The 19,437-nt window shown below is 35.9% G+C and carries 13 protein-coding genes, 1 tRNA gene, 1 rRNA gene and 1 other RNA gene; 13 read left to right on the top strand and 3 right to left on the bottom strand.

The window, feature by feature from the left end; all coding sequences use genetic code 11:
- Nucleotides 1-2 precede the first annotated feature (2 nt).
- Nucleotides 3-1,277: an ammonium transporter gene (locus ACF91D_RS12950; RefSeq protein WP_042739932.1), complete on the top strand. Its 1,275-nt coding sequence runs from the start codon at nucleotides 3-5 to the stop codon at nucleotides 1,275-1,277.
- Nucleotides 1,278-1,457: 180 nt separating this feature from the next.
- Here the strand turns inward: ACF91D_RS12950 and ACF91D_RS12945 are convergent, their stop codons facing one another.
- The 3 genes from ACF91D_RS12945 to gltC all read right to left on the bottom strand — a co-directional run bounded on the left by ACF91D_RS12945 (nucleotide 1,458) and on the right by gltC (nucleotide 4,328).
- Nucleotides 1,458-2,234: a YibE/F family protein gene (locus tag ACF91D_RS12945; RefSeq protein ID WP_107589696.1), complete on the bottom strand. Its 777-nt coding sequence runs from the start codon at nucleotides 2,232-2,234 to the stop codon at nucleotides 1,458-1,460.
- A complete protein-coding gene (locus ACF91D_RS12940) occupies nucleotides 2,234-3,343 on the bottom strand; it encodes a YibE/F family protein (protein ID WP_107589695.1) in 1,110 nt (369 codons plus the stop codon). Before ACF91D_RS12940 ends, ACF91D_RS12945 begins: the two co-directional genes overlap by 1 nt.
- A gap of 97 nt (nucleotides 3,344-3,440) precedes the next feature.
- A complete protein-coding gene (gene gltC, locus ACF91D_RS12935; protein ID WP_107526973.1) occupies nucleotides 3,441-4,328 on the bottom strand; it encodes a glutamate biosynthesis transcriptional regulator GltC in 888 nt (295 codons plus the stop codon).
- A 141-nt stretch (nucleotides 4,329-4,469) separates the two neighbouring features.
- Here gltC and gltB point away from each other — a divergent pair, with 141 nt between their 5' ends.
- The 12 genes from gltB to ACF91D_RS12875 form a co-directional block, all read left to right on the top strand.
- Nucleotides 4,470-8,969, top strand: a complete 4,500-nt coding sequence (gene gltB, locus ACF91D_RS12930; protein WP_107589694.1) for a glutamate synthase large subunit — start codon at nucleotides 4,470-4,472, stop codon at nucleotides 8,967-8,969.
- 20 nt (nucleotides 8,970-8,989) lie between these two features.
- Complete coding sequence (locus ACF91D_RS12925) at nucleotides 8,990-10,453, top strand: glutamate synthase subunit beta (protein ID WP_042739937.1); 1,464 nt, start codon at nucleotides 8,990-8,992, stop codon at nucleotides 10,451-10,453.
- Between the two features lie 58 nt (nucleotides 10,454-10,511).
- Nucleotides 10,512-10,604, top strand: a tRNA-Ser gene (locus tag ACF91D_RS12920).
- A gap of 378 nt (nucleotides 10,605-10,982) precedes the next feature.
- The gene (treP, locus tag ACF91D_RS12915; RefSeq protein ID WP_107589692.1) at nucleotides 10,983-12,410 is read left to right on the top strand and encodes a PTS system trehalose-specific EIIBC component; all 1,428 of its coding nucleotides are present in this window, start codon (nucleotides 10,983-10,985) and stop codon (nucleotides 12,408-12,410) included.
- 79 nt (nucleotides 12,411-12,489) lie between these two features.
- Nucleotides 12,490-14,124, top strand: coding sequence for an alpha,alpha-phosphotrehalase (gene treC, locus ACF91D_RS12910; RefSeq protein WP_107589691.1), 1,635 nt, complete (start codon nucleotides 12,490-12,492; stop codon nucleotides 14,122-14,124).
- A 28-nt stretch (nucleotides 14,125-14,152) separates the two neighbouring features.
- Nucleotides 14,153-14,872, top strand: coding sequence for a trehalose operon repressor (gene treR, locus ACF91D_RS12905; RefSeq protein WP_107589690.1), 720 nt, complete (start codon nucleotides 14,153-14,155; stop codon nucleotides 14,870-14,872).
- Between the two features lie 122 nt (nucleotides 14,873-14,994).
- Nucleotides 14,995-15,263: signal recognition particle sRNA large type (gene ffs / locus ACF91D_RS12900), an RNA gene on the top strand.
- Between the two features lie 180 nt (nucleotides 15,264-15,443).
- Complete coding sequence (locus ACF91D_RS12895) at nucleotides 15,444-15,974, top strand: GNAT family N-acetyltransferase (protein ID WP_107589689.1); 531 nt, start codon at nucleotides 15,444-15,446, stop codon at nucleotides 15,972-15,974.
- A 59-nt stretch (nucleotides 15,975-16,033) separates the two neighbouring features.
- Entirely contained in the window at nucleotides 16,034-17,767 is a 1,734-nt protein-coding gene (dnaX, locus tag ACF91D_RS12890) for a DNA polymerase III subunit gamma/tau (RefSeq protein WP_392437140.1), read from the top strand.
- An 87-nt stretch (nucleotides 17,768-17,854) separates the two neighbouring features.
- A complete protein-coding gene (locus ACF91D_RS12885) occupies nucleotides 17,855-18,172 on the top strand; it encodes a YbaB/EbfC family nucleoid-associated protein (RefSeq protein ID WP_002484224.1) in 318 nt (105 codons plus the stop codon).
- Nucleotides 18,173-18,176: 4 nt separating this feature from the next.
- Nucleotides 18,177-18,773 (top strand): recombination mediator RecR, encoded by a 597-nt coding sequence (gene recR, locus ACF91D_RS12880; RefSeq protein ID WP_107512541.1) that lies wholly within the window; start codon nucleotides 18,177-18,179, stop codon nucleotides 18,771-18,773.
- Nucleotides 18,774-19,310: 537 nt separating this feature from the next.
- Nucleotides 19,311-19,437 (top strand): 16S ribosomal RNA (locus ACF91D_RS12875); the annotation flags it as partial.

Here is a 19,437-nt window from a genome sequence, read left to right as displayed (position 1 = left end):
AATTGAATCTAAATGATACGCTGTTTTTATTCTTATGTACTTTATTGGTTTGGTTGATGACGCCTGGGTTGAGTTTGTTTTATGGTGGATTAGTCCAATCGAAAAATGTCTTGAATACTGTAATGCAAAGTATGTCGGCGATTGTTGTGGTGACTTTTGCTTGGATTATACTTGGCTTTAGTTTAGGGTTTGGTTCAGGAAATCGAATCCTAGGGGATGTTACATATTTAGGATTACAACATGTTGGCTTTAACACACAAGCAGATATTTCACCGCATATACCATTGGCATTATTTATGTTATTTCAATTAATGTTTTGTACGATTGCGGTATCTATATTGTCTGGGTCTATTGCTGAAAAGATGAAGTTTATTCCGTACTTAATATTTGTATTTTTATGGGTTATCTTAGTTTATAGTCCAGTTGCTCATTGGGTCTGGGGCGGCGGTTGGATTGATGAATTAGGTGCTATAGATTATGCGGGTGGTACAGTGGTTCATATTACATCAGGTGTATCTGGGTTGGTATTGGCGATTATGATAGGTGCAGGGAAAAACTTTGATAAACGTCCGCCACATAACCTAATCATTACACTGATAGGTGCCATTCTCGTTTGGGTCGGTTGGTATGGATTTAATGTAGGAAGTGCTTTGACATTTGATAGTATTGCGATGACATCGTTTGTGAATACGGTCATTGCTGCCAGTGCAGGTGCACTTGGCTGGTCTGTAATGGAGCATATCATGAAAAAGACAACAAGTTTAATTGGAATGTTATCAGGAATGTTAGCTGGTTTGGTAGCAATTACGCCAGCTGCAGGCTTCGTTGGCTATATGAGCGCAATTATTATCGCACTTATTGGAGGAATTTGTTGCTACTTTGCAATTAATTATATAAAGGTTAAATTGAAATATAATGACGCTTTAGATGCATTTGGCATTCATGGTATCGGCGGAGTGGTAGGCGCTATATTAACGGGCGTATTCCAATCACATAAAGTGAATGAAAGTGTGACTAATGGTTTGGCATTTGGTGGGGGAATTGAAACGGTGTGGGTACAAATTGTTGCAGTTGTCGTAACGATTATATTTAGTGGTGTACTCACATTTGTTATTGCAAAAGTAATCGGGCTATTTAGTGCTTTAGGAACAGATGAAGTGGAAGAAGCTCAAGGCTTGGATTATGTAGTTCATGGAGAGCGTGCATATTTTAGTGGTGAATTTGGAGAAAGGGATTATTTCAGTGGAGAGTTGAATAAGTTTAATAGACGACCATAAATATATGAAATGTAAAAAGGGAATATTCTACCTAATGGACAGTATTACAACGAGCGCATTCAAATAAATACGGGAATCATAACGGGAGTATGGTGACGGAACAATACAAAATAATACAACATGAACAAAATCGTCTCTCGAGCATAAGGAATAAGCTAGAGAGACGATTTTTTATTATAACTAAGATTCACTTTCTTGTTCATGGCGTTGTTGCTGCTTGATTAATATTGCAGATAACCATGCAGTGATAGGAATGCTGATTGCAACAGCGATACCACCAAGTAAGATTGAAATAAATTCTTGAACAAAGATTTTTGAGTTGATGATATGTCCAAATGAATAATTTAGTTTGAAGAACCAAAAGAACAATGTCAGTTGTCCGCCAAAATATGCTAGATAAATTGTATTTGCTGATGTGGCTAATATTTCACGTCCTACACGCATACCAGAATGGAATAAATCGCTTTGACTGAGTGTAGGGTTCGCTCTATTCAACTCATACATTGGAGAACTAATAGTTATGGCTAAGTCGATAACAACTGCGATTACGGCAAGCACAATGGTAAATACCATAAATTTCACCATATCAATACCGATATTCATGGAAAAGATATAAGTTTCATCTTGTTGTTCGGTTGCGAAACCTTGCAAATGGCCAATAGCAACTGAAAGATAAATACCGATGATTAATATCACTGTAGTTAGGATCGTGGCATAGAATGCAGCCTTTGTTTTTGTATTGTAACTATTGAGTACAAATAAATTACAACAAGCGATAACGATACAGAAAACCAATGTAACGATATAAATGGGTGCGCCAAACATAATGACAATAATCGATAATAATAAAATGACAAAATTTAAAAATAATGTCAGATAAGATACGAGTCCTTTTTTACCGCCGAAAACCAACATCAAAATCAATAATATAATACCTAAAATTGTAGTGACACTCATCACTTCGCACCTCGCAGTTTAAACCATAATTGCATCAATACAATGGTTATTGGGATGGTCAAGACAATTCCAATTCCGCCTGTGATCGCTCTCGAAATTTCTAATGACCAGTTCATAGAAATTGTATAGGTAATCGTATTACCATTTTTTAAATAAATGAGGAGCATTGCTAAGCTGCCTGACAAATATGAAAATAATAGAATGTTTGTCATGGTGCCCATAATATCTTGCCCGATATTTCGGCCAGCCAATGCCCATCTAGTCATGCTGATATCAGGTGTTCGACGCAAGATTTCATGCATGCCACTTGCAATAGTAATGGCGACATCCATTACTGCTCCTAGAGAGCCTATCAGAACTGAAGAAAGAAATACTTCTTTAGGTGGTAAGGTTAAAAAACTCATTGTTTCAAATTTCAATCCCTTACCATCTGTCAGTTCGATAACTAACTGAGTAATACCAATACAGATGAAAGTACCAAGCAAGGTGCTGACTATGGTGATTAAGGTTCGCCATTGCCATCCGGTAACCAGTAGTAATGTCAAAGTTGTAGATATAATAATGCCAATGCTTACTAATAAGAATAAACTGACATTTGGTGAATGATTGTGAATCATAATAGCTAAGATGACTACGGCAGAGTTGATTACTAAAGATACTAAAGATTGTAAACCAATCTTTTTACCAACAAGCAATACGGTTAACAAGAAGATGCCAGTAACTGCAACTGTGAGACTGTCGCGTTTCTTCTCAGTAATATAGGCATCATTTGGCTGTTTATCAATGTGCAATAGTACTTTATTATGCTTTGAAAATGCTTCGCTATCGGCTTGAGAAGCTATGTAAGTATTTTCAATGGTTGCTGTTTTACCTTCGAACTGTCCATTTAAAATTTTAATCGTCAATAATTGCTTGTGTTTGATATCACGATTGTGATGTTCATCGGTTACTTTGGAAGTTGATTTGTTTTCCACTTTCGTAATTTCTCCAATTGTATTGTGGTAGAATTTATCATTTACAAAAGTAAATAGAAATAAGCCGATGAAAATGACACAAAACACTAAGATAACCCAGTTGAAGGGGTGTTTAAAAAATGAATTCATCTTCATAGTTGTATTCCAATCCTCTCTCTATAGACAATGTGATTATACGCCCGTAAAAAAATGAATTCAAAGATTTATATGTTCGATTAATCGTTATAATAATTTAATGATAGGTTGCACTTCTACTCAACAATTGTTCGATTGTCGATTGCATCAATTGTATATCATTCTTTCGATTATCTTTACGCATCACGCTACAAATTGTACGTTTAAGTTCGGTGTGATTCAATGGTATATCAACCCATTTGCTAGGGTTACGCTCTAAAAAATGATACGTTGCAGTGATAATATAACCACGTTCGTGATTTAATAAATATTGAGCGAGTTGCGGATGTGTTACAGTTCGGATTGGCTTTTCTACTATATTGCTTAATGTTTGTCGAATATTGTTTGGTAATGGATATAATTCATAAATTGATTTAGTTGAAAATTGAACTAACGGTGGATTGGTTGCCATTGTGATGGGGTCATCTTTAGGTGCGTAGATATGATAGTTCTCTTCGAACAATGGATTAGTCTTTAGGCGTTGATTCTGTTTGATGTCGTTAGTTAAATCCGTAAAGCCAATATCGATTTGATCTGTTAATAAGGAGCTAATGATTTCACCTTCTTCCATTAAGATTGGTTCGATAATGGATTCACTTTTATTCTCAAATGATTGAATTAATAAAGTTAATACTTGAGAGATATAACTTTCGACATAGCCAATACGAATTATATAGTGGTTTGAGCGTGACTGTTCATGAAATAGGCGTTTTGTTTCATCTAATTGTTCAATAATTTTCGTGGCTTCTGAAAATAATTGTTTGCCAGAATCTGTGAGATAAATGTTACGACCTTCTCTTTTAAATAATGTAACTTGCAATTCTTCTTCTAACTGAGTAATTTGCCTGCTAATTGCGGATTGTGCGATATCTAATTCAAGTGCTGCCTCAGATAAATGTTCACGTTTGGCAACTTCTATAAAGTACTTTAATTGCTTTATCTCCAATATTTAATCCCCCATTAATTAACTATTGTTCTATTAATTAGAATGATATCATCTAATTTATATATTGAACAGATTAATTTACTGCTATATAGTTTACTTACTTATTTAATATTCAGAATTTTCGTAAAAGAGGTGAACATCATGCTCGAATATAATAAAAAATTGGGCTTATATGATAGTCGTGAAGAACATGATGCATGTGGTATAGGATTTTATGCCAATATGGATAATAACAGAAATCATGATATCGTTGAAAAATCATTAGAAATGTTACGTAGACTAGATCATCGTGGCGGTGTTGGAGCTGACGGCGTTACAGGTGATGGGGCAGGTATTATGACTGAAGTGCCTTATGACTACTTTTCAAAATATACAGATTTAGAATTACCAGCAGAAGGTCATTACGCAGTAGGTATGTTTTTTGCTAAAGAAAAAATAGCCGGTTCTAATCATGAAGCACAATTTAATGCGCATTTTGAAGCGGAAGGTTTATCAGTAATTGGCTATAGAGATGTGCCAGTAGATGTGACGGCGATTGCACCACACGTTGCAGCAACAATGCCGCATATTCAACAAGTATTCGTTGCTTTAAATGATGTTTCACATGTAGAACGCATGCTTTTTTTAGCTCGTAAACAAATCGAAAATTATGCAAATCAACAAGATTTGGATTTATATTTTACTAGTTTGTCTAATAGAACAATTGTATATAAAGGTTGGTTACGTTCAGACCAAATTAAAGCATTATACTTGGATTTAAATCATGAAGCTTATGTTTCTAAGCTAGGTTTGGTGCATTCTAGATTTAGTACTAATACATTTCCAAGTTGGAAACGTGCGCATCCAAATAGATTATTAATGCACAATGGTGAAATCAATACGATTAAGGGTAACGTCAATTGGATGAGAGCAAGACAAAACGAATTAATCGAAACTGTATTTGGTGCTGAAAAAGATAAAGTTAAAGAAATAGTTGATGAAGATGGTAGTGACTCTGCTATTGTAGATAATGCATTAGAATTCTTATCATTAGCTATGGAACCTGAACGTGCTGCTATGCTGATGATTCCAGAACCATGGTTATATAATAAGGCAAATGATGCGAATGTACGTGCATTTTATGAGTTCTATAGTTATTTAATGGAGCCTTGGGATGGACCGACGATGATTTCTTTCTGTAACGGGGATAAAATTGGTGCATTAACTGACCGAAATGGTTTGCGTCCAGGACGTTACACAATTACGAATGATAACTATATCGTCTTTTCATCAGAGGTTGGTGTAATTGATGTACCGGAGGAAGATGTTGCCTTTAAAGGTCAATTAAATCCAGGTAAGTTATTACTAGTAGACTTCAAAGAAAATAAAGTCGTTGAAAATAATGAACTTAAGGCACGTATCGCAGATGAATTGCCGTATGAAAGTTGGTTGGAGCAATTTTCCGTAGATTTAAAATTAGATCAAGTGAAATATGAATCTTCTCAATGGTCAGAAGAGACATTAACTAAATTACAAAAGCAATTTGTTTACACTAAGGAAGAAATGGACAAATACATGACCGAATTGGTAGAAAGTAAGAAAGATCCAATCGGTGCGATGGGCTACGATGTGCCGATAGCTGTGTTAAATGAAAAGGACGAGTCGTTGTTTAACTACTTTAAACAACTTTTTGCACAGGTTACCAATCCGCCAATTGATGCTTATCGTGAAAAAATAGTAACAAGTGAGTTGAGCTATCTTGGTAGTGAAGGTAATTTATTAGAGCCAAATGAAGATGTCTTGAACAGAATTCAACTGAAAAAACCTGTCATTACTGAAAGTCAATTAGCAACGATTGAAAATAGTAGATTTAATGTGAAACATTTATCTACTATATATAATGAAGATCTTGAAACAGCATTGGAAAAGTTAGGTGAACAAGCAATTCATGCTGTCCAAGAAGGTAATGAAATCTTGGTGCTAGACGATAGAGTACTTGCGTCTGAAGATGGCTACGCAATGCCTATGCTGTTAGCACTTAGCCATATTCATCAGTTGTTAATAAGAGAAGGCTTACGTATGCGTACAAGTTTGGTTGCTTTATCAGGTGAAACAAGAGAAGTGCATCATGTTGCTTGCTTATTAGGTTATGGGGCAAATGCAGTCGTACCTTATTTAGCACAAAGAACGATAGAACAATTAGTGCTAAATAAACGTATCGATGGTGAAGTTGCTGAAAATGTACAAGCCTATACCGATACATTATCTGAAGGTGTCATTAAAGTGATGGCTAAGATGGGTATATCAACAGTGCAAAGTTACCAAGGTGCTCAAATTTTTGAGGCTATTGGTTTATCTGATGAAGTAATTGATAAATACTTTACGGGAACACAATCTAAATTATCTGGTATTTCAATAGATATGATAGACCGTGAGAATAAAGCGAGACAAACGCCGAAAAGTGAATATATTGAATCAGGTAGTACATTCCAATGGCGTCAGCAAGGTCAACATCACGCGTTTAATCCGACTTCAATTCATTTATTACAACATGCTTGTCGCTCGAATGACTATGCAAAATTCAAGCAATTTTCAACTGAAGTAAATCATAAACGTACAGACCATATCCGACATTTAATGGAATTTAAGACACAAGAACCAATTGATATTAGTCAAGTAGAACCGGCAAGTGAGATTGTTAAGCGTTTCAACACTGGAGCGATGAGTTATGGTTCTATTTCGGAAGAAGCACACCAAACATTAGCAGAAGCTATGAACCGTATGGGTGGTAAGAGTAATAGTGGTGAAGGTGGGGAAAACCCAGAACGCTATACTATAGATGAAGAAGGTCGCGATCATTCAAGTGCCATCAAGCAAGTTGCATCAGGTAGATTCGGTGTTACAAGTGATTATTTACAACATGCAAAAGAAATACAAATCAAAGTAGCTCAAGGTGCGAAGCCAGGTGAAGGTGGACAGTTGCCAGGCACAAAGGTATATCCTTGGATTGCTGAAGTTAGAGGGTCAACACCTGGTATTGGTTTGATTTCACCACCACCACACCATGATATTTATTCAATAGAAGATTTGGCTCAGTTGATTCATGATTTGAAAAATGCGAATAAAGAAGCGAATATCACGGTGAAACTTGTTTCTAAAACAGGTGTCGGCACAATAGCTGCAGGTGTTGCAAAAGCCTACGCCGATAAAATTGTTATCAGTGGCTATGACGGTGGTACAGGTGCTTCACCTAAAACAAGTATTCAACATGCTGGGGTGCCATGGGAAATTGGTCTTGCTGAAACGCATCAGACTTTAATGATGAATGATTTAAGGTCTAGAGTGAAAGTGGAAACAGACGGTAAATTGCTGACTGGTAAAGATGTTGCTTATGCTTGTGCGCTTGGTGCAGAAGAATTTGGTTTCGCAACGGCACCACTTGTGGTGTTAGGTTGTATTATGATGCGCGTATGCCATAAGGATACATGTCCAGTAGGTATAGCAACACAAAACCAAGACTTGCGTGCTTTGTATAATGGTCGTGCAGATCATGTCGTTAACTTTATGCACTTTATCGCTGAAGAGCTAAGAGAAGTATTAGCAGAATTAGGTTTGAAATCAGTAGAAGAATTAATTGGTAGAACAGATTTGTTACAACGTACAGGCAACTTGGCTTCGCGTCGACCTAAAGCTGCGGCGATGGATGTTGAAGCATTATTGTATCAGCATGAAGGTGATCGCTTTAAGAAAATTGAACAAGATCATCATCTTGATGTCAGTCTAGACATGACGAGACTATATCCTGAAGCGCAAGAGGCAATTGAGCAAGGTGGTACATTTACAGGTGAATATGTATTAAATAATGAACAGCGTGACGTTGGTGTAATTACGGGCAGTGCAATAACAAGAGTGCATGGTACAGCAGGATTACCTGAGGATTCTATTTATGCTAAAACAACTGGCCATGCTGGTCAAAGTTTAGCGGCATATACACCAAAAGGCTTTACAGTGCATCATACTGGTGATGCCAATGACTATGTAGGTAAAGGCTTATCTGGCGGTAAAATTATTATCAATGCACCTAATAAACAACGCGAACAAGAAATTATAGCCGGAAATGTTTGTTTCTATGGTGCTTCTGAAGGTAAAGCATTTATCAATGGTAAAGCAGGAGAACGTTTCTGTATTCGTAATAGTGGTGTCCAAGCAGTTGTCGAAGGCATAGGAGATCATGGTTTAGAGTATATGACTGGTGGACGTATTGTGATCCTTGGTGATGTTGGTAAGAACTTTGGCCAAGGTATGAGTGGAGGCGTAAGTTATATCTTCCCATCAGACGTTAAACAGTTTAAGAGAGAACATAAGTTAGATACGCTTGATTTCGATGCTATTACGGTAAAGGAAGAACGCTCAGTATTAAAAGAGATGCTAGAAGCACATGTTAAATATACCGATAGTACCAAAGCGAAAGAGATATTAGCAGATTTTGATAATATTGCTGATAAAGTTGTAAAAGTGATACCTAAAGATTACAAATTAATGATGCAAAAAATAGATTTACAAAAACGTAATTCAAGTCAATTAGATGAAGCTTTATTAAAAGCATTTAATGACAAACGCACACATATTGAATCAGAACAACAATTGAGTGCCGTTTATTAATCGTAGAGGGGGGATTTATCATGGGTGAATTCAAAGGATTTATGAATTATGAAAAACAACAACTACATGAATTGTCACTAGTTGATCGTTTAAATAATCACGAAGCTTTTCAACAAAGATTTACCAATGAGGAAGCGGCTGAACAAGGGGCACGCTGTATGGATTGTGGCACACCATTTTGTCAGACAGGTGAACCATTTGGTAGAGAGACGATAGGTTGTCCTATTGGTAACTATATTCCTGAATGGAATGATCTCGTGTATAGACACGATTTTAAAACGGCATATGAACGTTTGAGCGAAACAAATAATTTTCCGGAATTTACAGGGCGTGTTTGTCCAGCTCCATGCGAGCAGTCATGTGTCATGAAGATTAATCGTGAATCTGTAGCTATTAAAGGTATTGAGAGAACAATTATTGATGAAGCTTATGAAAATGGATGGGTACAACCGACAATTCCGACTGAACGAAAAAATGAAACGGTCGCAATTGTTGGGAGTGGTCCAGCTGGTTTGACTGCTGCAGATGAGTTGAATAAATTAGGTTACAATGTAACTGTTTATGAACGTGCGCATGAAGCAGGTGGTCTATTGATGTATGGTATACCAAATATGAAATTGGATAAAGATGTGATTCGTCGTAGAATTAAAATTATGCAAGATTCAGGTATTGAGTTTGTAACTGATACAGAAATTGGTGTCGACATCAGTAGAGAGGAATTAAATGAACGTCACGATGCTATTATTCTTTGTACAGGATCGCAAAATGCAAGAGATTTACCATTAGAAGGACGTATGGGTCAAGGTATTCACTTTGCTATGGATTATTTGACTGAACAAATGCAAGTATTGAATGGTGAATTGAGTGAACCTACAATCACAGCTGAAGGCAAAAATGTTATTGTTATCGGTGCCGGTGATACAGGGGCAGACTGTGTTGCAACTGCATTACGTGAAAATTGCAAGTCAATTGTTCAATTTAACAAATACACAAAACAACCAGAAGAAATAGAATTTGATGAAAATACGTATTGGCCATTGGCAATGCCGGTATTTAAAATGGATTATGCACATAAAGAATATCAATCACGCTTTGGTTTTGAACCACGTGCATACGGTGTACAAACAATGCGTTATGATGTGGATCACATTGGTAACATTAAAGGTGTCTATACTCAAATTTTAGAAGAAACGGATGAAGGCATGGTCGTTGTTGATGGTACAGAACGCCATTGGCCTGCTGACTTAGTATTATTATCTATTGGCTTTATTGGTACAGAAACAACAGTTCCTCATGCGTTTGATATTCAAACTGAACGTAATAAAATCGTTGCTGATAATAAAGATTTTAGAACAAATCAACCTCATATCTTTGCTGCTGGTGATGCACGAAGAGGTCAAAGTCTTGTCGTATGGGCGATTCAAGAGGGTAGAGCTGTAGCGAATTCAGTTGATGAATATTTGAAAGAAAAAACACTGGTGTAACACAAAAAATGTTTGACTTTTATGACGGGCTATAATATTATAATTATTGTGTTCGTTTGGAGGAATACCCAAGTCCGGCTGAAGGGATCGGTCTTGAAAACCGACAGGGGCTTAACGGCTCGCGGGGGTTCGAATCCCTCTTCCTCCGCCATTGTTTTTTAAAACCAAGACTAATAAATAGATTTGACCACCACTTAATATTGTATTAAGTGGTGGTCTTTTTTTGTCTGCAGTGAAAGATGTATAACAAATTGAACACGTCTATGAAACGAACTATCCATGTTAAAGCTATTACATTCTATAGTCGAAGATATCGTTAATCATATTATTTACATTTGAGCTTTTTATTAAGTGTCGTAATCTTGATGGTTCCAGTTGCGCTTAAAAAGTGTTTATACATTATAAATTGTTATTGTTTTACAATAGGTTTATTTTAATAAGTAAAACATTTTCAAATGAAAGCCTTTACAAAACTTGTATAGACAAGTTATACTTTGGTTAATTACAAAATGTAAGGGAGTGGATCATCATGGCTGTGAAAAAGAAAGATGTAGAAGATATAGTCGAAGCGGTTGGGGGCAAAGAAAATTTGGACACAGCAACGCATTGTGTCACACGCTTAAGATTAGTCTTAAAAGATGATGATAAAGTGGATAAAGATAGATTGAGTAACAACGATTTAGTTAAAGGGCAGTTTAAGGCGGACAATCAATACCAAATTGTTATTGGTCCGGGAACTGTTGATGAAGTATATAAACAGTTTGTTGAAGTAACAGGTACGACTGAAGCTTCGAAGGAAGACGCAAAGTCAGCAGCAGCTAAAAAAGGTAACCCGGTTCAAAGATTGATTAAACTGTTGGGAGATATCTTTATACCAATCTTGCCGGCAATCGTTACTGCAGGTTTGTTAATGGGAATAAACAACTTATTGACGATGAAGGGTTTGTTTGGTCCAAAACCATTAGTTGAACAATTTCCGCAACTTGGCGACTTTTCTAATATTATAAATGTGATTGCAAGCACAGCGTTTATCTTCTTACCGGCACTTATTGGGTGGAGTAGTATGAGAGTGTTTGGTGGCAGTCAAATTCTAGGTTTGGTACTCGGATTAGTATTAATGAACCCGCAACTTGTGTCACAGTATGATATCGCTAAAGGTCATATACCAACTTGGCATATCTTCGGTTTAGAAATTAAACAATTGAATTATCAAGGACAAGTATTGCCGATACTGTTGGCTTCTTATGTATTAGCGCAGATTGAAAAGGCCTTAAATAAAGTAGTGCATGATTCTATTAAAATGCTAGTCGTTGGGCCTGTTGCATTATTAATAACAGGATTTTTGTCATTTATCATTATTGGGCCACTTGCATTATGGTTAGGAACTGGAATCACAAACGGTGTGACATTTGTTTTTGAACATGCAGGTTGGTTAGGCGGAGCGATTTATGGTCTGTTTTACGCGCCGCTAGTAATCACTGGTTTACATCATATGTTCTTGGCAGTGGATTTCCAATTGATGGGAAGCGAACTTGAAGGAACGTATTTATGGCCAATCCTTGCTATTTCTAATATCTGTCAAGGTTCTGCGGCATTTGGTGCATGGTATATTTATAAAAAAAGAAAAATGGGTAAGGAGCAAGGCTTAGCAATGACTTCAGGTATATCTGGTTTCTTAGGAGTGACAGAACCAGCGATGTTTGGTGTGAACTTGCCATTAAAATATCCATTTATTGCATCTATCATTACATCAGGTGTATTGGGTGCGTTTATAGGCGCTAATAGAGTGCTAGGTAATGTAGGTGTCGGAGGTGTACCGGCAATTATTTCTATACAAAAAGAATATTGGTTAGTATATGGTATTTGTATCATTATAGCGATATGTGTACCATTTATACTTACAGTCTTTTTATCAAGATTTAGTAAAGAAGAAACGAAAGAACTTGTCGATGAATAGGGCGTGACAGCCAACAATTAAACTCGCTAAATGATATTAGCGAGTTTTTTTCAAATAATAACTTAAGGTGGTTTTAAATATGGAACAAAATGATTGGAGAAAATCAGTCGTCTATCAAATTTATCCGAAGTCTTTTAATGATACAACGGGTAGTGGTGAAGGAGATATTCAAGGCATTATAGAAAAGTTAGACTACTTACAATATTTAGGGGTCGATTATTTATGGCTAACGCCAGTGTATGAGTCTCCGATGAATGATAACGGATACGATATAAGTAATTACTATAAGATCAATGAGCGATTTGGGACAATTGAAGATTTAAAGACACTCATTGCAAAAGCGCACCAACGTAACTTGAAAATCATGATGGATATTGTAATCAATCATACTTCTACGGATCATGAATGGTTTAAAAAAGCCTATGAAGATCAAGAAAGTCCATATAGAGATTATTATTTCTTTAGACGCTCTGCAGACAATAAACCACCGACAAACTGGGAATCTAAATTTGGGGGCAATGCCTGGAAATATGATCCTAAAACAGAATCATATTATTTACATCTGTTCGATGTGACGCAAGCAGATTTAAATTGGGATAATCCGGAAGTAAGAAAGGCACTATATGACATTATAAATTATTGGATAGACTTTGGTGTTGATGGCTTTAGATTTGATGTCATAAACTTAATTTCTAAAGGTGAATTTAAAGATTCGCAATATATTGGTAAGGAATTTTATACTGATGGACCGCGTGTACATGAATATTTACATGAAATGAACCAGCATACTTTCGGTAATCGAGAGATGATGACTGTCGGGGAAATGTCTTCTACAACTATTGAAGATTGTATTAAGTACTCTAACCCTGAACGTCAAGAATTGAGCAGTGTATTTAACTTCCATCACTTAAAAGTAGATTATGTAAATGGTGAAAAATGGACGAATGCAAAGTTAGACTTTCATAAATTGAAAGAAATTTTAATGGAGTGGCAACTCGGTATATTTGATGGGAATGGTTGGAATGCTATATTCTGGTGTAATCATGATCAACCTAGAGTTGTTTCTAGGTTTGGTGACGACTCGACACCACATAATCATCGAGAAAGCGCCAAGATGTTAGCAACGGTCTTGCATATGTTACAAGGAACACCATATATTTATCAAGGTGAAGAAATTGGTATGACCGATCCTCATTTTAATGATATTAATCAATATAGAGATGTTGAGTCGCTAAACGCATATGATAATATGAAAGAACGTGGATTTGAAGAAAGTGAAATACTTGAAATATTAGGTCAAAAATCACGAGATAACTCTAGAACGCCAGTGCAATGGTCAAATTTAGAAAATGCAGGATTTACAACTGGACAACCGTGGATTGATATCCCTGAAAATTATCATAGCATTAATGTAGAAGCTGCCATAAATGATGAGAATTCAGTGTTGCATACGTATAGAAAGTTAATACAATTAAGACATGAACACGATATTGTGACTTATGGCAGTATTGAGCCTTTGCATATGGAGCACGATAAACTATTTATTTATAAACGTCACTATAATGAAGAAACGTGGTTAATTATTGCTAATTTTTCTAAACAATCATGTGAAATACCTGCAGATATCAATTTAGAAGGAGAAGTGATGATTACTAACGGTACAATAACTGGTAATCAGATTACCGGGTTTGGTTCTATTGTGATACAACAGTAATATTAAAAAGGTAAGAGAGTGGAAGACAATGGTACAGAAAAAATTTATTACGATATATGAAACCCTTCGTAAAGACATCTTGGAATCAAATTTAGTGTACGGTGCTCAATTACCGTCAGAGAACGAATTGGTAGAACAGTATCAATCATCACGAGAAACCGTACGTAAAGCACTGAATCTATTAGTACGTGATGGGATGATACAAAAAATTCGCGGCAAAGGATCTGTAGTGATATATCAAGGATTAACTGAATTTCCTTTTTCTGACCTTATTAGTTTTAGTGAAGTTCAACAGGGTTTAGGTTTACAACATGAAACGACTGTTGAAGTACTGGAAAGTATAACAGCGAATGAGGTTCCTTATGTTAAGTCAGCTTTAGAAATTAGTGGTACGACGAGGTTGTGGCATTTAATTCGGACAAGAAGTATAAATAATCAAGTGAAAATTATTGATGAAGATTACTTTGTTAAAGATATTATTCCGGGCATTACTGAGTCGATTGCACAACAATCATTATATGCTTATATTGAAAATGAGTTGGATTTAGTTATAAGTTATTCGAATAAATCTATCACCTTTGAGCCGTTTGGAACATTAGAATACGATATATTTGGGGATGATGTTGCACCTTATACTGCAACAGTGAGAGGGATAGTTCATTTAGAGGATACAACTAAATTTCAGTATAATATCTCTAGACATTTAGCTACTGACTTTAAATTCAATGACTTTTCGAGAAGGCATTAAGATGAAATGGATGTGTTTAATGCACTTCATATTAAATAAGAAAATAGTTGAAATAAAAATAATATAATGAATGAAAGCTTATACTTGCATTTCAGTGTCTGATTATAGTATGATATATTTTGCCGTGCTAGGTGGGGAGGTAGCGGTTCCCTGTACTCGAAATCCGCTTTATGCGAGACTTAATTCCTTTGCTGAGGCTGTGTTTTTGTGAAGCAGCCCGAAGCACGTAGTGTTTGAAGATTTCGGTCCTATGCAATATGAACCCATGAATCATGTCAGGTCCTGACGGAAGCAGCATTAAGTGGATCATCATATGTGCCGTAGGGTTGCCGAGATTTAGCTGTCGACTTCGGTAACGTTTATGATACACACTCGAAGCGAAGGTGCACGGCTTTAATTATTAATATAATGATTTACATATAGAGTGAGTGACTTGTCTTTTGATAGCAGTCACTCTTTTTTTATATTAAAATATAATAAATAGTTTGTTATTATAAGGAATAGTTTGTGAATGAAGATTAAAGGTGTTATTGAAACAATTTATTTATGGTATAGCTAAGAGGAGGCGCCAATGCAAATTTATTTGAGTTCTTTAACAGAAAATGACTATGACACGAGTTTACAGGCGATAAAGACAGCGTTTGAAGATGTGGTTGAATCGAATCATGACGAGCAAGAATTAGTAGTGAGATTAAGAGAAGCTCCAGAATATAATTATGAATTAGAAGTTGTAGCGAAAAATGAAAATGGAGACGTTGTAGGACATATAATGTTGTCAGAAGTTAAGATTGTAAGTGATGATACAACATATACTGCCTTAGCCCTTGCACCATTGTCTGTATTGCCAGAATATCGTAACAAAGGTTTGGGAAAAGCGTTGATTCAAGCAGTAGAAGAACGTGTGAAAGCATTAGACTATACAACGATTGTTGTGCTGGGCGACCCAAATTACTATGGTAAATTTGGGTATGAGGAAGCAAAAGATTACGACATTGATAGTCCTTTTGACGTACCATCCGAATACTTTATGGTGAAATTTTTGTGGGGTCAACTTATAGATAGACCTGTAGGTACCGTGGTCTATCCTGAATCATTTAATTGATATTCACAATGCCGAAATAAAATGTATAATAACTGTTGAACGCTATTGGAGGTGCGAAAGTGAATTATCAAGCATTATATAGAATGTTTCGTCCGCAAAGCTTTGAAGATGTTGTCGGACAGGAACACGTAACAAAGACGTTGCGCAATGCGATATCAAAAAACAAACAATCGCATGCCTATATTTTTAGTGGGCCGAGAGGAACAGGAAAGACGAGTATCGCGAAAGTATTTGCGAAAGCGATTAATTGTTTAGAACGTTCTGATGGAGAGCCTTGCAATGAATGTGCGATTTGTAAAGGTATTACGCGAGGTACAAATTCAGATGTTATTGAAATTGATGCTGCGAGTAATAATGGTGTAGATGAAATAAGAAATATAAGAGATAAAGTTAAATATGCCCCTAGTGAATCAAAATTCAAAGTTTATATTATTGATGAAGTGCATATGTTAACTACAGGTGCATTTAATGCATTATTAAAAACATTAGAAGAGCCACCAGCACATGCAATATTTATCTTAGCGACAACAGAACCACATAAGATACCTCCAACAATTATTTCTAGGGCACAGCGATTTGATTTTAAAGCGATTGGGCATGATGAAATTGTTGAACGACTAAGATTTGTAGCACAATCACAATCTATAGAATATGATGATGCAGCGCTGGAATTTATTGCAAAAGCCTCTGAAGGTGGTATGAGGGATGCGTTGAGTATCATGGATCAAGCGATTGCATTCGGAGACGACCATCTTACATTGCAAGATGCACTGAATGTGACTGGGAGCGTAGATGCGAGTGCACTTAATGATTTGTTTAAAGAAATAGCAAGTGGAGATGTGAAGTCTGCATTTGCGATATACCATCAATTTGTTTCAGAAGGTAAAGAAGTCAATAGGTTGATTAATGATATGATTTACTTTGTGAGAGATACAATTATGAATAAGACTTCGAATCAAGAAGGCGCACATGACGCACTTTTACATTATGATTTAGATACATTGTATAAAATGATAGATGTTATAAATGACACGCTTGTATCAATTCGATTCAGTGTGAACCAGAATGTGCACTTTGAAGTACTATTGGTAAAAATTGCTGAAATGATAAAAGCACAACCAGAGCATGTACAAACAATTGCTACAACAAGTGTGGCAGCAGAACCCAACAATGATGTGTTATTGCAAAGAATGGAACAACTTGAAAATGAACTTAAAGCAATAAAGGCGCAAGGTGTATCCGTAAGTGGAGCACCACAACAGCAAACTAAAAGATCAGCGAATAGCAGGAATAACCAAAATAAGAATGCTTTTTCAATGCAACAGATAGCCAAAGTGTTAGACAAAGCTAATAAAGACGATATTAAATTGTTGAAAGATCACTGGAATGAAGTAGTGGATCACGCTAAAACAAATGATATGAAATCATTAGTTAGCTTATTGCAAAACTCAGAACCTGTTGCTGCGAGTGAAACGCATGTGCTAATTAAGTTAGAAGAGGAAATTCATTGCGAAATTGTAAATAAAGATGATGAAAAACGTACAAATATAGAAAATGTAGTATGTAAGATAATAGATAAGACGGTAAAAGTCGTAGGCGTACCTGCCGATCAATGGATGAGAGTGAGAACGGAATACATTCAAAATAGAAAAGGTACAAGTGTTGGTAATACTCAAGAAGGAAGCGAAGAACACAATACATCGCAGCAGAAGGAAAGTGAAACTGTAGACGTCGTTCAAAAAGCGAAAGACCTTTTCGGTGAAAGTACAGTGAATGTATTAGATGAAGAGTGATACATGACAATGATTAAAAAGGTATGTATAATAAAATAAAAGCAAATAATTAATGACTTTATATAGAAGATTTAAGGAGGATATATTATGCGCGGTGGCGGAAATATGCAACAAATGATGAAACAAATGCAAAAAATGCAAAAGAAAATGGGCGAAGAACAAGAAAAATTAAAAGAAGAAAAAGTACAAGGTACAGCTGGTGGCGGAATGGTAACAGTAACTGTTTCTGGTCATAAAGAAGTATTAGACGTAGAAATCAAAGAAGAAGCTGTAGATCCAGATGATATCGAAATGTTACAAGATCTTGTAATTGCTGCAACTAATGAAGCGATGAATAAAGCTGATGAACTTACACAAGAACGTTTAGGTAAGCATACGCAAGGCTTAAACATTCCAGGTATGTGATAATATGCATTATCCAGAACCAATTTCTAAACTCATTGATAGTTTCATGAAACTGCCAGGCATTGGACCGAAGACGGCTCAACGTCTGGCGTTTCATGTATTAGATATGAAAGAAGATGACGTAGTACAATTTGCTAAAGCCTTAGTTGATGTAAAGCGAGAGCTTACTTATTGTAGTGTTTGTGGTCACATTACAGAAAATGATCCATGTTATATATGTGAAGATAAACATCGAGACCGTTCGGTTATTTGTGTGGTAGAAGATGATAAAGATGTTATTGCAATGGAGAAAATGCGAGAGTATAAAGGACTATATCATGTATTGCATGGTTCGATATCACCTATGGATGGCATTGGTCCAGAAGATATTAACATTCCATCATTAATAGAACGTTTAAAAAATGATGAAGTAAAAGAATTGATTCTAGCAATGAATCCTAACTTGGAAGGCGAATCGACAGCAATGTATATCTCTCGTCTAGTTAAACCGATTGGCATTACTGTTACTAGATTGGCGCAAGGTCTTTCAGTTGGGGGAGATTTAGAATATGCAGATGAGGTAACGCTATCCAAAGCAATAATGGGAAGAACTGAAATGTAAGTAATAGTGTTAAGACAAGGTTACTAAACTAAAATAGAACTACCTATAAAGGTAGTTCTATTTTTTTATTAAGAAAGTTAAAAAAATGTAAAATAAATTAAAGTTTGTTTTATAGTGCGTTTTCTATAATTGTAGTGAGATTCAGAGGGGTTAATGTATCATAATAAGAACTTGGATATGCAAAAAGGTTATAAAGTTCGTGTATTGAGTTGAAAAGGTTTGTTAATGATAGAAATAGTGTAATTTTTAGCGTTGTTAAAGTGTTGATAAGCGTGTATAGTATTTACTTGTCGGACGAAGCAAACGACATAAACAAACAAAATGCTTTAAACAAACAAAAAAATTAATTTTAAAAAGTTGTTGACTTTTCAAGTTAAAACCTGTAAAATTAATTCTTGTGTTGAAGAAATGAACATTGAAAACTGAATCGCAATATGTCAACGTTAATTCCGAACACAACGATAATCGTTGGTTCAAAAAAACGTGTTAATGATAACACAAATTAGTATTTTATGAGCTAATCAAACATCATAATTTTTTATGGAGAGTTTGATCCTGGCTCAGGATGAACGCTGGCGGCGTGCCTAATACATGCAAGTCGAGCGAACAGATAAGGAGCTTGCTCCTTTGACGTTAGCGGCGGACGGGTGAGTAACACGTGGGT

The sequence above is a fragment of the Staphylococcus sp. 231237_7MaSpsaltlick genome (assembly GCF_043107035.1).
Note: the sequence above shows the minus strand (reverse complement) of the source record. Positions and strands in the feature narration are given on the sequence as shown.